The sequence below is a fragment of the Paenibacillus agri genome (genome assembly GCF_013359945.1).
Classification (GTDB): domain Bacteria; phylum Bacillota; class Bacilli; order Paenibacillales; family Paenibacillaceae; genus Paenibacillus_AQ; species Paenibacillus_AQ agri.
The window spans coordinates 102,345-116,717 of the sequence record NZ_JABWCS010000208.1; the positions used below are offsets into that span (position 1 = coordinate 102,345).

The window sequence follows — 14,373 nt, forward strand, 5'->3', positions numbered from 1 at the left end:
TCTCCCTGACATTAATAGTAAGGCATAAGCATTACAATATGTACGAACGGAAATACGATAATCCAGCTGTCGCAACGGTCAAGGATGCCTCCATGACCAGGAAGCAGCGAACCTGAATCTTTGATACCGTACACACGTTTATAGGCAGATTGTACAAGATCTCCGAGCTGACCTAGCACCGCGCAAGAAAGACCAATGAGCAGAGCTCGTCCAAGGGTCAACTGATCAGGAGCAAAAATCGCAAAAACAATGGAAATCAGCATGGCGATCAAAACGCCTCCCACTGCACCTTCCACAGTTTTGTTAGGGCTGATCGCAGGCCAAAGCTTATTCTTGCCAAAGCTCTTACCTACAAAATACGCTCCAGCATCGCTCCCCCAAATGCAGAAGAGCAGCAGGAAGGTCCATAGCAAGCCATAACCGTCACTAGAAGACCGGGCCATAGCCATATAGGAGAATCCCATGCCTATATAGACGATACCGGCAAACAGCAGCGCTGTAATCCGAATATCCATTTTATTTTTAGTGAAAACTGTGACCAACAGAAAAAGGAGCAGCAAGAGCCAAATCCCTTGTTCCCAGGACAATAACGCGGTCACTCCAAGCAAATTCCAAGGTATCATAAAAGCTGCAATTGCGCCATAACCGAGCAGAGCCGTACCGCCAAACGCTGGCGAACCGGTCATCTTCACGAACTCATAGTAGCCGATGAGAGCCATGGCGGCCAGCAATAGCTGGTACGGCCAGCCTCCCAAAAGGCATAAACCCAAAAATATAGCTCCGGCAACAACACCGGTAATCAAGCGCTGCTTCAAAGGTCTCCATCTCCAATCAGGCTACTTCAGTCCACCGTAGCGGCGTGTACGCCGCTGATATTCGGCAACGGCCTGCAGCAAATGTTCTTTGTTAAATTCAGGCCAGTATGCATCCGTAAACCACAGTTCACTGTAGGCAAGCTGCCACAACATAAAATTGCTAATTCTCATTTCACCGCTAGTACGGATCAGCAGATCGGGGTCTGGCAATCCGCCGGATAAAAGTCTGCTGTCGATCACTTCAGACGTAATGTCTTCCGGTTTCAATACCCCTGCCTCTATATCCTTGCCCAAACTGCGCATGCAATCTGTAATTTCTTTTCTCCCCCCATAATTCAGGGCAAAATTCAAAATAAGTCCGGTATTGTTTTGGGTTCTGGCAACTGCTTCTTCCATCGCCTTGCGGGTATATGAAGGTAGTGCTTCGGCGTCGCCCATGACACGTACCTGCACGTTTTTTTCGATCAATTCATCAAGTTCAATCGCCAGAAACTCTTCTGGCAGTCGCATTAGGAACTCAACCTCATCCTTGGGACGCTTCCAGTTTTCGGTTGAAAATGCGTACATCGTTAAGTATTTGATACCCAGTTCATCTGCGGCAATGGTTGCTCGCTTGACGGCTTTCATCCCATTCTGGTGGCCGACAATTCGCGGCAAGCCGCGCCGTTTGGCCCAGCGTCCATTACCGTCCATAATTACCGCTACATGCAGGGGGATGTTATCCGGTGAAATCTCGACTGGCTGCTGCCTGTCTTTACGGCCCAACCACGCTTGAACCCGTTTGATCATTTCCGTTTCCTCCAAGCTCTTATCAGAAAGAGACAAACCCCACCAATGACGGAGGGGCCTTAATCTCTTGATTATCTTTAAACTTCCATAATCTCTTTTTCCTTGGACAAGAGCACTTTATCAACCTCGGCTATGAACTTGTCAGTAGCCTTTTGGATATCTTCCTGATGTCCATGGGATTCGTCTTCAGAGATTCCGTTTTTCTCCAGCTTCTTGATATCGTCGTTAGCATCGCGGCGGATGTTGCGGATCGCCACTTTTGCATCCTCACCGAACCGTTTGGTGAACTTCACCAGTTCTGCACGGCGCTCCTCAGTTAGTGGAGGGATAGACAGACGAATGATGGTGCCGTCATTAGCCGGCGTCAAGCCAAGATCCGATTTCATGATCGCACGCTCGATGTCAGACAACGAAGATTTGTCCCACGGCTGAATCAGCAGTGTCCGGGAGTCCGGTGTACTGATGTTCGCGAGCTGATTCACAGGTGTAGGTGCACCATAATATTCTACCTGGATACGGTCCAAAAGCGCTGTAGAAGCACGGCCCGCACGCAGTGTTGCCAAATCACGCTTCAGCGACAAAATCGCTTTTTCCATACGCTCTTCAGCATTTTTCTTAATCGTTTGTGGCATTAATCTACACTCCCCTTAACAATCGTCCCGATCTTCTCACCAAGAACGACTCGTTTGATATTACCTTGTTCTGTAATGGCAAACACGATGAGCGGTATATTATTATCCATGCAGAGAGATGAAGCGGTGGAATCCATCACGCCAAGATTCTTATTCAGTACATCCATGTAGGTAAGCTGTTCGTACTTCTCAGCTGTACTGTCTTTGAAAGGATCGGCGGAGTATACACCGTCCACTTTGTTCTTCGCCATCAGAATAACCTCTGCTTCAATCTCGGCTGCCCGTAGAGCTGCAGTGGTATCTGTAGAGAAGAACGGATTTCCTGTACCTGCTGCGAAAATCACAACACGGCCCTTCTCCAAATGACGGATCGCCCGGCGACGAATGTACGGCTCAGCAATCTGTTGCATTGAAATCGAAGTCTGCACACGTGTAGGCACATCGATTTGCTCCAGTGCATCCTGCAGGGCAAGAGAATTCATCACTGTAGCCAGCATGCCCATATAATCGGCAGTTGCCCGATCAATGCCGCTTGCGCTACCAGCGATTCCGCGCCAGATGTTGCCGCCGCCGCAGACGATGGCTACCTGTACTCCAAGTTCTACAACTTCTTTAACTTGTTCCGCGATGGAGATAATCGTGTCGGCATCAATACCATATCCGTTTTGTCCCGCTAATGATTCACCGCTAACTTTAAGGACTACTCTCTTAAATACCGGCTGTTCCAATTGTATACCCTCACTTTCTTACAAAAGACGGAACACTAAGTGTACGTGTTCCGCTCTTTTGATGCTTGCCTTTATTCAATTCTCCCGGTTACCCGGAGGACTAGATTATTGTTTAACTTGTGCCATAACTTCTTCAACGAAGTTATCAACTTTCTTTTCCAGACCTTCACCCAACTCATAACGTACAAAACGACGGATGGAGATGTTTTCACCAATGGTGCTGATTTTTTCGTTCAGCAATTGGGAGATGGTTTTGTCAGGGTCTTTAACGAAGGATTGCTCAAGCAGGCAGTACTCTTCATAGAACTTGCTGATGCGGCCTTCAACCATTTTCTCAACGATCTTCTCAGGCTTGCCTTCGTTCAGGGCTTGAGCCTTCAAAATTTCTTTTTCTTTCTCAACGTCTGCTTGTGGAACTTCTTCGCGACGTACATAAAGCGGGTTAGCTGCTGCGATTTGCATAGCGATATCGCGTGCGAACTCTTTGAAGGAATCTGTTTTACCAACGAAGTCAGTTTCACAGTTGATTTCGACGAGTACGCCAATACGGCCGCCAGCGTGGATGTAGGATTCTACAACGCCTTCTGTTGCAACGCGTCCAGCTTTGTTGGCTGCTGCGGACAAACCTTTTTCACGAAGCAATTCAGCGGCTTTCGTGATGTCATTGTTTGCTTCTTCAAGCGCCTTTTTGCAATCCAGCATACCTGCGCCTGTTCTTTCACGAAGCTCTTTTACTGCCTTTGCATCTACTGCCATTGATTATTCCCTCCAGATATGTTGTCGTTTTCTTGCTAATATCCTAAAAAAAGGGCAGTGAGAGGTTATCCACCTGCCAACCACCCTTTTCATTTAAGTTCTTGTTTATGTTGTAACTACTACTTAAGCTGTAGTTGTGTCTTCGCCTTGGTGAGCTTCGACAACAGCGTCAGCCATTTTACCAGTCAACAGTTTTACAGCGCGAATCGCGTCGTCGTTACCTGGAATTACGTAGTCGATTTCGTCTGGATCACAGTTGGTATCAACGATAGCAACGATTGGAATACCCAATTTGCGAGCTTCCGCAACAGCGATGCGCTCTTTACGCGGATCAATGATGAACAACGCGCTTGGCAGACCTTTCATGTTCTTGATTCCGCCCAGGAATTTCTCAAGACGATCTTTCTCCTTGCGAAGAAGGATAACTTCTTTCTTAGGCAGAACTGCGAAGGTACCGTCTTCTTCCCAAGCTTCCAATTTCTTCAGGCGATCAACACGCTTTTGAATAGTTTGGAAGTTAGTAAGGGTACCACCCAGCCAACGTTGGTTAATGTAGAACATACCCGAACGTTCAGCTTCTTCTTTTACGGAATCTTGAGCTTGTTTCTTTGTTCCTACGAAAAGGATAGTGCCGTTGTCGCCAGCGACGCTCTTAACAAAGTTGTAAGCTTCCTCTACCTTTTTAACCGTTTTTTGCAGGTCAATAATGTAAATTCCGTTTCTTTCAGTGAAGATATAACGATCCATTTTTGGGTTCCAACGACGAGTCTGGTGACCGAAATGTACCCCAGCTTCGAGAAGCTGCTTCATGGAGATTACTGCCATCTTCACACACCTCCTAATTTTGGTTTATTGTGTGTCTCCTCCGCCATGTGTCATTTTTCGGCAAGACTTTCTTCGAAAGAAAGCACCGCTTGCCTGAAATCAACCGGCGTGTGTTTTAACACCGTCAATTAATATACCATAATTTAATAATGGTTGCAACGCCCAACTTGTAATTTTAGCAAAAAAGATGGATAATCCCGTATTTCAAGCAGTTTAATGACTGCCGGAACAGGATTTCCATCTTTCTACAAAATAATGCTATAGCTGCATCCAAGCTCTATCGACTCTACTTCTTCAGCGTAATCAGCTTTTCAATAATGGAGTCGATGCTCTCACCCTTTTCAAAGCTGTAGGTACCATACTGAATCTTTGTGTTGATCTTACGTTCTTTAGCCGACTTCAGAAAAGCCTCTTTATCTTTGACCGCACCCGACTGGGCCAGCAAATCAGCTGTTCTTGTCAAAGTGATGCCGCTTGGAATCCGCACAGTCACCACTTCTGGTTTAGGTGACTTTGGTGTCTCAGGCTGCTCTGGAACGTCTGGAGTCCCTGTATCCTTCGGTTGCTGAGCAATCTCTTCTGCTGGCGAAGAGGGAACTGCAGGAGTCGAAGGCTCGGTAGCTTTCGGCGTGGCAGCAGGCGACGGAACGACTGCTGTAGCCGGTGCCGAGGGCGGCGGAGAAGCCTCCATGACGGCTGGCACCTCCGTACTAACCGGTTCTCGGGTGTCTCCTGCCTCGCCCAATGGACCTTCCGTGCTACCGGGCTGAACTTCCAACGCAGACTCCCCAGGCGTAAGTAGCTTGCCTGATTCATCAGAGACTTTCAAGTTCAGCTGCGCCGCCCCCTTGAGCACCTGCTCTTTCGTGAGCGGCGCTGCATTGCCCGAGATCATAACCTGAAGCAGCAGAGCCCCGGCAACTAGGCCAGAGCCAAGTCCAAGCAGAAAGGAACGATTCTTCATCCTATCGATTCCTCCTGTTTGGCAAGCTGGAGAATCAGTTGCACCTCTCCCCGCTGAAGCCCTGCAGTCTTGGCTATGGAGTCTATGGACTTGCCTTCCTCATGCAGTTCAAATAAACGCGGGTAACGCAGTTTAATGGAACTCACTGGCTTTGGCTTTATCTCAGGCGGTGCCACCACATGCTCGACGTCATTTGCAACAGTTGTTTGAATATTCGCTTGATTTTCAAGTGAGGCCGCCAATTGACGCAAGGTTTCCGCTTCTTCGTTCATTCTGGCTTCGAGCTGCTTGGAATGCTCCTGCTGTTCGCTCAAAGCCCCTTGCAGATCCATGATCTGCTCAGTCAGTGTCGCCTGGTTGCTCTGGGACTGCTGCTTGATGCTGCTCACTAATTGAACCAGCTCTTCATTCTCGCGCTCCATATCCGCCATATAGAGCTCAAGCGCCGCCTCAGTCTCCTTAAGGCTTTGCTGTTCTGTTTTCTTGCCCTCCCGGGCCCGCGCCGGCATAATCAGGGCGTACACGATTGTGACAGCGCCCACCAGCACAATATACCCCCATGGTTGCAAGTGCCAAATCCCCTTTTGTTAAAAAATAATATTAGTTCGTTATAGGCTCAAATCGATCCGGCGCCCTTTGTACGGATGCTCGGCATCACGGCTTCCATCAGACTTGTGACCTTTTTCCTGCGAAGAATGTCCTCCTGGATTGTTGCCCCGTCCACCATCATCACGCAAGGCAGGCTCTGAAGGATCATCGACCTCCCCAGTGCGCTGAGTCATTTCCTGGCTTTGCTTAACATTCTGTGCAGCTAGCTGCTGCTGGTCTGCTGCAGGACGATGCTGAAGCTCGTTCTGAATTCTTCCCGCCTCTGTTGTCCGAGGCACAGCAATTTGCAACTCCACCGGTTTCAGACTCATGTCGACCCTCTTTTCACAAAATAGGAATTTGTAAATGGCCGGCCGCCGATGCTGCCCACCTGAGTTTAGATGTACGGCGTGATTGAAATATCACCTTCGCTGTACGCGAAAACGACCCGCTCTGTCGGGTCTTTTACATATCTAGTGTATCTGCCAATTACGATTTTGCATCCTCCGTATATCGTCTTGACAACTTCTATCCTGGCTCTACCTGTATCCTCTAGCATTTTCTCGATCTCAAGCACTCTGCTCTTGATAATTGTCTCTTCCCTCTGATGGGATTGCTTTGTTGCATTAAGCTTGACGCGAAGTGCTATTTTGTCGGGAGACAGCTGACCATTATTCGCCAATTGATTCAAAAGATAAAGGGCTTTGGTGGTCTTGTCATCATTCTCAAGCAGTTGGCGGAGCTGTTGACGGAGTTCATTAATCTCATTCCTCAGCTCTGGTAATACCCCCACTTCAAGAGCTGTTGCCGTAGACATCGTGTTACCTATTGTCCGTGCGATCACCCGCTCGCCGGCCTGAACAGTTCCACCGACAATCAGACCTTTTGTGCCATTACACACTACGTCGTGTCCAGCACGTATATCAGAGTGCATAATGCTCTGCGAGACAATAACGTCTTCTCCTGCAGCTACATTCCCGTCTTGGATAAAGGACACCTTTACATTTTTACCAGCGCTGACATGGCCTTTGTGATAACCGATAATGCCGCCTGTAATCTCGATGGAGCCTCCGGCGATTAGTTCAGCACCTTCCACTCCACCAACCACCCGAATATCGCCCTCCGATTTAACAGAGAACCCGGTGAGAACATTACCACGGATAACAACGGTACCCACAAAATCAATATTTCCCGTACTGTAATCCACATCACCGTTGACTTCATACACCGGAAATACGTTGATTTTGCCTTTATCCGTAATCGTCACAAGGCCGTCTATTGCAGCATACATCGAGGTCTCTTCATTGCTGACCAGGACATTTTTACCGACTTTAAACTGGGCTTCCCGACCAGCCTTAAATGGTAGTTCTTCACCCGTCACCATTTTACCTGGTTTACCGGCTAATGGAGGAACGGTCTTGGCAATCAGTTGGCCTTTACGGACATTTTGTAGCCGGACCAAATCCTTATAGTCGACCTTCCCGTCAGCCTTCTCAGCCGGCCCACGGTTCTCTTCCATATCAATGGTAAGAACAACTCGTCCATCGGTACCATTCTCGGCGGAGTCTCCAATCGCTATAGGTACTCTATTGAAGAAATACTCCTCGGGATGAGTACTGAGACGCTGGACAATATCCCGTTGAATACCATATCTGATATTATGACTGTGCAGAAAAGCCTCCAGCTCTTCGATCGAACAGGAAAAATTCTCGTCTTTTTTGGAAAACTGGAGGTAAGCAATTCCTTTGTCATCCGAGAATGTAATGCTCAGGTACTGATTCAAAGCATAATGACCGATCAAATTATACTCCCCCTTGTCACCGCAGTACGGTTAATCGTTTTGCATAAGAAGATCACGGTTTTTCTCCAGCGTTCCCCTCAGCCGCAAAATAGCTTTAGAATGGAGCTGCGAAATCCGCGAGGGGGATAGTGACATGACCTCGGCAATTTCGCTTAAAGACAAATCTTCATAATATAAAAGGGACACCACGGTCCGTTCTTTCACCGTTAGTTTCTCAATGCCTTTGGTAAGGGTCTCACGCAAATAAAATTCGTTCACCTTGCGATCCGGGTTCTTTGCCTTGTCATCCACAAGGATGGACATCCGGGTCTCCGATTCTTCTTCGCGAATGGGGTCTTCCAGTGAGCAGAGTGACATAACGGCCACATCCTGCAGCATATTTTGAAATTCTTGTTCGCTAATATTCAGGTATTGACTCATTTCTTCGTCGGTAACAGACCGTAAATATTTCTGTTCCATCTGTTGATAAGCATCTTCGATTTTTTTGGCTTTCTCCCGCACCGACCGGGGAACCCAGTCACTCTGGCGCAAAGAATCAAGGATCGCCCCACGTACCCGCCAGGAGGCATAGGTCTGGAACTGGAGCCCCCGCTTATAGTCGAATTTTTCAATGGCATCAATCAGTCCCATAACACCATTGCTGGCTAAATCATCCTTGGATACGTTCTTGGGCAATCCTACAGCCAAACGGCTGGATACGTAATCTACAATATGGAGATAACTCTCAATCAGCTTTTTCTTCGCTTCAGGATCGCCGTGTTCTTTCCACTGTGTCCATAGCTCGTCTATCTCCGATTGAGAAGCTTTACGCTCGTTCAACAGCTTTCACCCTTCCCAAAGTTTAGTCAGCGTGCCCTGAGTGAGGAACCGTACAGCTTGGCCGAATACCGGTTCCTGCAGCACTACCTTATTCTTCTTTCAGGTGACGAACGGCCTTGGCCAATTCTTCAGGATCTTTCATAGTAACCAGCTTGGGCGGATTTAGCGGTGTGAATCCTCCGTTATCCCCATTCCCTTCGGCCGGCTTAGGCTTCAAAAGATTCTTCAATTCCTCATCCTCATCCGGAGTGCTGATATTTAGTCTGGCACCCAGCGCTTCTTCGCCATCCCCTGCAGCAGGGTCCGTGAGTTCTTGTGGTTCCGTTTGTTTCATCATAACACCCAATACCCATCTAAGAAGAAATGCAAGCAAGAACCAGGTGATAAATCCAAATAATCCTCGAATCAGACTGGTCATTAGTAAGTTATTTCCGTAAGTGACAAGGAAGGTCAACATAAATCCTACCACGCCAGACAGCAAATTTATCAAAATGTTTCCAATCATCATTATAATTCCTTAGCGCCTTTTTGCACACTTCGGATATACAAGACTCCGGTGCTACAGGCGATCTCTATCGTACGGCCATAATTGCCGCCGGTATCTTCAGCGATTAACGGAATGTTCAAAGCTTCAAGTGCCAACTTACAGGATTCCACATTACGAGGCCCGATCCTCATGGTGTCACTCCCTCCAGCAAAGGCAAACATCTGCGAGCCTCCGGCCATCTTGGCGACGATTCGGCTGCGGACCGCCCCAAGTGCCAGCAGACGGTTCAATAGTTCCGGCACAGCTGTATCGGCAAACTTGGCGATATTGAGCTGCCCCTCCCTGGCAATTTCAGAGGAAGGCAACATTACATGCGCCATTCCCGCCAGCTTTTTGCCCGGATCATACAGGGTCAATCCTACACAGGAGCCAAGTCCAGTTGTACGAATCAGACCCTGACTCCCGACATTAAGATCTGCCATGCCTACCTTTATGATGGTTTGTTCATCAATCATTGTCGAAAGGAACTCCTAGTGATTTGAAGATTTTCGGGAACGATTCCGGATCGGGGATGAGGAAGAATTGTCCTTCAATCTCATTTTGCCCTTCCAGAAACGTCGTATCTATCAGCAAAGCATCATCGCCCATTTGCCCAAACTGTAACAGGCCGTAGCCCAGAATTGCACCGGCCATGTCCATTGCGAGTGCCGGCACCGTTGGGTACATGGTAAGCGAAGTAAAATCGGCTAGTGAGGACAGATAGGAACCAGCCAAAATGTTGCCGATTTCATTCAATGCGGATAATTCCATTTCGCTCAATTCTTCCCCACCAGACAGCTCGATCCCGGCCACACGGCTGAGCAGATTGACGGCAGCTTCCGGTGTAAGGATGAAGAACAGATTGCCAGGTGCATCACCTTCAACCCGCAGGAATACGGCATACACCAATTCTTCGGCTCCGCCGACTTTCTCAGTAATTTCCTCAAAGTTGAGCAGCTGGACCTTTGGTACGGCCATATCAATCGGTTTGCCCAGCAGCTGAGATAACGCGGTGGCAGCGTTACCTGCTCCTATATTACCGACTTCCTTGAGCACGTCCATTTTGAAATCCTTGAAGTTTTTGAACAACTCCACTGGTTAGCCCTCCAGGCCTTCCAATTGTACGATTTCGCTCTTGTTGAGCACCTCGGACAAATTGAGCATGATCAGCAGACGGTCTTCCCCGATTTTGGCCACCCCGTCCAAGTACTTGGCTTTGATGCCACCCACAACATCTGGAGGTGTATCAATGGAATCCCTGTTAAGATCAATGACATCATTGGCGGAATCTACGATGAAGCCTACTTCCATCTCGTTCACAGCTACTATAATTACTCTTGTCTGGTCGGTGTGCTCAGCCTCAGCAATGCCGAAGCGGCCGCGAAGATCAATCACAGGGATCACAACCCCGCGCAAATTGATTACTCCCTTGATAAAAGAATACGTCTTTGGTACACGTGTGATCGGCATCATACGCTCGATGGTCTGCACCTTATCCACTTCAATGCCGTATTCTTCGACACCTAATTTGAACACTATCACTTTAATATCTTCAGCCATGGAATGAACCTCCCTGTTCTATCCTAGTTATTTAATAAAAGCGTTCGGATCAATAATGAGTGCCACCTGTCCGTCACCAAGAATCGTAGCGCCGGATATGCCTTGAATCTCAGGCAGATATTTGCCGAGATTCTTGATTACGATCTCGTTCTGCCCGATAAAATCCTGTACCGCCAGGGCCACGAGACGTTCTCCCTTACGGACCACAACGATTTCTGTTTCTTCCTCAGTACTTTCATCATAATCGGGTATGGAGAATATGCGGCTCAAGGAAACGAGCGGAATATGGCTGCCTCGGAACTCCAGCATTTTGTTGCCATGAATGGTACGGATTTGAGTTTGCTTGATGATGCCTGTCTCTACAATCGAGGATAACGGAATCGCATACTTCTCCGAGCCCAGCTTAATCATCATTGCCGCAATGATCGACAGTGTAAGTGGAAGCTGTACCGAGAAGTTAGTCCCTTTACCCGGTGTGGAGTAAATGGTAACATTGCCGCCCAGCGCAGTAATCTTGGCCTTAACAACGTCCAATCCCACGCCACGTCCGGAAACGTCGGAGATGACTTCCGCCGTACTGAAGCCTGGGGCGAACAACATTTGATAAGCTTCTTCATCCGTCTTGCTTGCCGCTTCTTCTTGGGTAAGAATCCCTTTCTTAACAGCAGACTTCAGAACATTCTCAGGGATAATCCCTCTTCCATCTTCTTCAATTTCAATAAATACATGGTTACCGCTATGGAATGCGCGCAGGTTAACAGTTCCGGTCTCCGGCTTGCCAGCAGCAATCCGGTCGGCAACAGATTCGATCCCATGGTCAACGGCATTGCGCAGCAAGTGCACGAGCGGATCGCCGATTTCATCAATGACGGTTCTGTCCATCTCAGTCTCAGCACCGGTAATTACAAGATCAACCTTCTTGTCCAAAGACTTGGCAAGGTCACGAATCATCCGCGGGAACCGGTTGAATACCGTATCCACCGGCACCATGCGCAGCTTCATTACGATATTCTGCAAATCGGCGCTAACCCGGCTCATATGCTCTACCGTTTCGGTAAGATCACCACTTTGCATTTCCGAAGCCAGCTGTTCAAGACGGACCCGGTCAATAAGCAGTTCACTGAACAGATTCATCAGGACATCCAGACGCTCAATATCCACCCGGATGGTTCGCGACGGCGTACCGCCCGTTCGGCCAGCAGCCGGGGACTTGGCCCCTTCCTCTTTAGCAGCCGCTCTTGGTGCTGGAGTGGATGTAGCAGCTGGTGCAACAGGAGTTTCCACAGCAACAGCTACCTCAGAAGCAGCGGCAGCTGCTTCGGCAGTGGCTGCCGCCGTGTCCTGACCAAGCTGATGTAAGGATTCCTGATCCAGCGCAATAGCCGTCACCTTGTCAATTTCCGACAGGTTCAGGATCATGGCCTGAATTTCACTAGCATCCTTTTGAGTTATGTAATAGAGTGAAAAGCTGTGATCAAATTTCGCCTGCTCAATATCTTGAACGGAAGGGAAGGATTTAACGACCTCACCGGAGCGTTCCAAGAGATCAAACACCATGTAAGAGCGTACCGCTTTAAGCTGACAATCCTCACGAATTGCAACCTCCACGAACATAACCTTATGGCCTTCCTGAATAGACTGCTCCAGGACAGAGAACTGGAACTCGTCCAGATGTATTGGAGTCTCAGCCTGCCCGGAAGCTGCTGGAGCACTCCCAGTCGATGCACCACCTGCTGCAGGAACTTCACCGCGAACAATGGCCTGAAGATCGGCTACAATGGCAGAAACATCTGCCTTGCCTTCTCCGCCCCCAGTAATGTCCTGAACCATCGATTCCAGGGCATCCAGACTTTTGAATAAGGTGTCAAAAATGAAATCCTGCATCCGCAATTTGTTGTTACGAACCAGGTCAAGCACGTTCTCCATTTGGTGAGTGAGTGAAGCCAAATCCTCAAAGCCCATAGTAGCCGCCATACCTTTTAAGGTATGCGCAGAGCGGAAAATTACCTGTACGATGCTCAGATCCTCAGGATTTGCTTCCAGCCCCATCATATTTTCGTTCAATGACTGCAGATGATCATTTGACTCATCAATAAACATGGATAAATACTGATTCATGTCCATAAGCGGGTACCTCCCCTTCGAGTTCGCTTTTCCGTTATTTAACGGCTTGCACCAGTCTTGGAGCTATTTCCTGCAACGGCAGGATATGTCTAACGCACTGCAGTTCAACCGCAGAGCGCGGCATCCCATATACAACACAAGTCTCTTCACTCTCGGCAAAGGTTGAACAAACGCCGGATTCATAGAGAGCCTTCATCATTCGTGCTCCATCGCTTCCCATTCCTGTCATGAGCACAGCATGACGTTCCAACGACGAAAGCGGAAGCAAGGATTCAAATAATATATCTACAGACGGCCTATGGCCGTTGCGTGCCTCTTCCTTCGTAAGAGAAAGGGTATATTGCCCGCCAGCGGTTGGAATAACCTTCATGTGATAGCCACCCGGGGCGATATAGGCGGCCCCTTGCCGCAATATCATACCCGGCTCCGCCTCTGCCACTTCCAGCGGACTGAAGGTATTCAGTCGCTGTGCCAGCGACTTCGTGAAGTTAGGCGGCATATGCTGCACAATCACGATCGGGGCTGGGAAATCGGCCGGTATGTTCTCCAGTAGCGCCTTGAGGGCTCGTGGCCCTCCGGTTGAACAACCTACAGCGACGATTTTGCTGAGCCCCTTCGCAGAACCGGAGTTCCGGACCGGGGTTGGAGCGCCGGTCATCTCTGCCGGTTCAGCAGTGGCTTCCTGTTGTAACCGGAGTACATTCGTAGACTCACGCTCTGTTTTGAGGCGACTCCTGAACTTCTCAGAAGCAGGCTTTGCAGAAGCTGGCGGTGGTAAAACCGATTTCTTCGTGGTTTTGCTCTCCGGTGCAGCTTTTTTCTGGACAGGATTAGCAGTGCGAGTCACCTCTGCCGGCTTAATCGCTCTATCTGCATCGGCTTGCTTGTTTGCCGGCAACCCGGAGTTGTTGGCTGGAAGCTCCAGACTCTTTCTTACAGCTTGTATACTTGGTTTAGCGGCTTGCTCCTGTGGCGCTACAGGCTCAACAGGTGTAACTTCGATGGCATGAATAGCAGTTTCTCTGACTTGTCTCTGATGACGGGCCAGCATCGCTTCTTTCATCTGCTCACGCAGCGATTCCCCCACGGCGATGATATCTTGTGAGCTGGAAATCGATGGCTTGCGGATGAAGTCGAAGGCCCCCCACTCCAGTGCTAGAATGGTCTCCTTCATGCCTTCCTCGTTGATGCCTGACAGCATAATTACGGGAAGCGGACGCTCGGCCATGATTATTTTCAGCGCTTCCAGGCCATTCATTTCCGGCATTTCCACATCCATGGTCACAAGGTCGGGGCATAGCTCGTTTACTTTTTCAATCGCCTCACGGCCATTGGCTGCCGTTGCCGTTACCTGAAAGTCAGCATCGTTTTCAATCAAATCGGAAATGATCTTGCGCATAAATGCAGAATCATCAACAACCAAAACTTTATATGGCTTCATATCAT

17 protein-coding genes are annotated in these 14,373 nt (G+C 48.8%); all 17 read right to left on the reverse strand.

Annotated features, from left to right (window positions below):
* Positions 1–11: 11 nt before the first annotated feature.
* On the reverse strand, positions 12–815 hold the full coding sequence (locus tag HPT30_RS13660) for a phosphatidate cytidylyltransferase (protein ID WP_175371916.1): 804 nt from the start codon (positions 813–815) through the stop codon (positions 12–14).
* A 21-nt stretch (positions 816–836) separates the two neighbouring features.
* Positions 837–1,604, reverse strand: a complete 768-nt coding sequence (uppS, locus tag HPT30_RS13665) for an undecaprenyl pyrophosphate synthase (RefSeq protein ID WP_175371917.1) — start codon at positions 1,602–1,604, stop codon at positions 837–839.
* A gap of 77 nt (positions 1,605–1,681) precedes the next feature.
* Positions 1,682–2,236 carry a ribosome recycling factor gene (gene frr / locus HPT30_RS13670; protein WP_066362082.1) on the reverse strand — a complete coding sequence of 185 codons (555 nt, stop codon included), beginning with the start codon at positions 2,234–2,236 and terminating at the stop codon, positions 1,682–1,684.
* Positions 2,236–2,964, reverse strand: coding sequence for a UMP kinase (gene pyrH, locus HPT30_RS13675; RefSeq protein WP_066362084.1), 729 nt, complete (start codon positions 2,962–2,964; stop codon positions 2,236–2,238). Before pyrH ends, frr begins: the two co-directional genes overlap by 1 nt.
* 105 nt (positions 2,965–3,069) lie before the next feature.
* Positions 3,070–3,720: a translation elongation factor Ts gene (tsf, locus tag HPT30_RS13680; protein WP_175371918.1), complete on the reverse strand. Its 651-nt coding sequence runs from the start codon at positions 3,718–3,720 to the stop codon at positions 3,070–3,072.
* A gap of 123 nt (positions 3,721–3,843) precedes the next feature.
* Complete coding sequence (rpsB, locus tag HPT30_RS13685; protein ID WP_066362087.1) at positions 3,844–4,545, reverse strand: 30S ribosomal protein S2; 702 nt, start codon at positions 4,543–4,545, stop codon at positions 3,844–3,846.
* Between the two features lie 286 nt (positions 4,546–4,831).
* Positions 4,832–5,509: an endolytic transglycosylase MltG gene (locus HPT30_RS13690; RefSeq protein ID WP_175371919.1), complete on the reverse strand. Its 678-nt coding sequence runs from the start codon at positions 5,507–5,509 to the stop codon at positions 4,832–4,834.
* Positions 5,506–6,078 (reverse strand): hypothetical protein, encoded by a 573-nt coding sequence (locus HPT30_RS13695; RefSeq protein WP_175371920.1) that lies wholly within the window; start codon positions 6,076–6,078, stop codon positions 5,506–5,508. The genes HPT30_RS13690 and HPT30_RS13695 overlap by 4 nt, the downstream gene beginning before the upstream one ends.
* A 39-nt stretch (positions 6,079–6,117) precedes the next feature.
* Complete coding sequence (locus HPT30_RS13700; RefSeq protein ID WP_175371921.1) at positions 6,118–6,429, reverse strand: hypothetical protein; 312 nt, start codon at positions 6,427–6,429, stop codon at positions 6,118–6,120.
* A gap of 65 nt (positions 6,430–6,494) precedes the next feature.
* Positions 6,495–7,898 (reverse strand): flagellar assembly protein A, encoded by a 1,404-nt coding sequence (locus tag HPT30_RS13705; protein WP_175371922.1) that lies wholly within the window; start codon positions 7,896–7,898, stop codon positions 6,495–6,497.
* 30 nt (positions 7,899–7,928) lie between these two features.
* Entirely contained in the window at positions 7,929–8,717 is a 789-nt protein-coding gene (locus HPT30_RS13710) for a FliA/WhiG family RNA polymerase sigma factor (protein WP_175371923.1), read from the reverse strand.
* A gap of 88 nt (positions 8,718–8,805) precedes the next feature.
* Positions 8,806–9,222 carry a hypothetical protein gene (locus HPT30_RS30975; protein ID WP_376767036.1) on the reverse strand — a complete coding sequence of 139 codons (417 nt, stop codon included), beginning with the start codon at positions 9,220–9,222 and terminating at the stop codon, positions 8,806–8,808.
* A 2-nt stretch (positions 9,223–9,224) separates the two neighbouring features.
* Entirely contained in the window at positions 9,225–9,719 is a 495-nt protein-coding gene (locus HPT30_RS13720) for a chemotaxis protein CheD (RefSeq protein WP_175371925.1), read from the reverse strand.
* On the reverse strand, positions 9,712–10,305 hold the full coding sequence (locus tag HPT30_RS13725) for a chemotaxis protein CheC (RefSeq protein ID WP_217622385.1): 594 nt from the start codon (positions 10,303–10,305) through the stop codon (positions 9,712–9,714). The genes HPT30_RS13720 and HPT30_RS13725 overlap by 8 nt, the downstream gene beginning before the upstream one ends.
* A 36-nt stretch (positions 10,306–10,341) precedes the next feature.
* Positions 10,342–10,803: a chemotaxis protein CheW gene (locus HPT30_RS13730; RefSeq protein WP_066362105.1), complete on the reverse strand. Its 462-nt coding sequence runs from the start codon at positions 10,801–10,803 to the stop codon at positions 10,342–10,344.
* Between the two features lie 27 nt (positions 10,804–10,830).
* Positions 10,831–12,927 (reverse strand): chemotaxis protein CheA, encoded by a 2,097-nt coding sequence (locus tag HPT30_RS13735; RefSeq protein ID WP_175371927.1) that lies wholly within the window; start codon positions 12,925–12,927, stop codon positions 10,831–10,833.
* Positions 12,928–12,961: 34 nt separating this feature from the next.
* Positions 12,962–14,368 carry a protein-glutamate methylesterase/protein-glutamine glutaminase gene (locus HPT30_RS13740; protein ID WP_175371928.1) on the reverse strand — a complete coding sequence of 469 codons (1,407 nt, stop codon included), beginning with the start codon at positions 14,366–14,368 and terminating at the stop codon, positions 12,962–12,964.
* Positions 14,369–14,373: the final 5 nt, after the last annotated feature.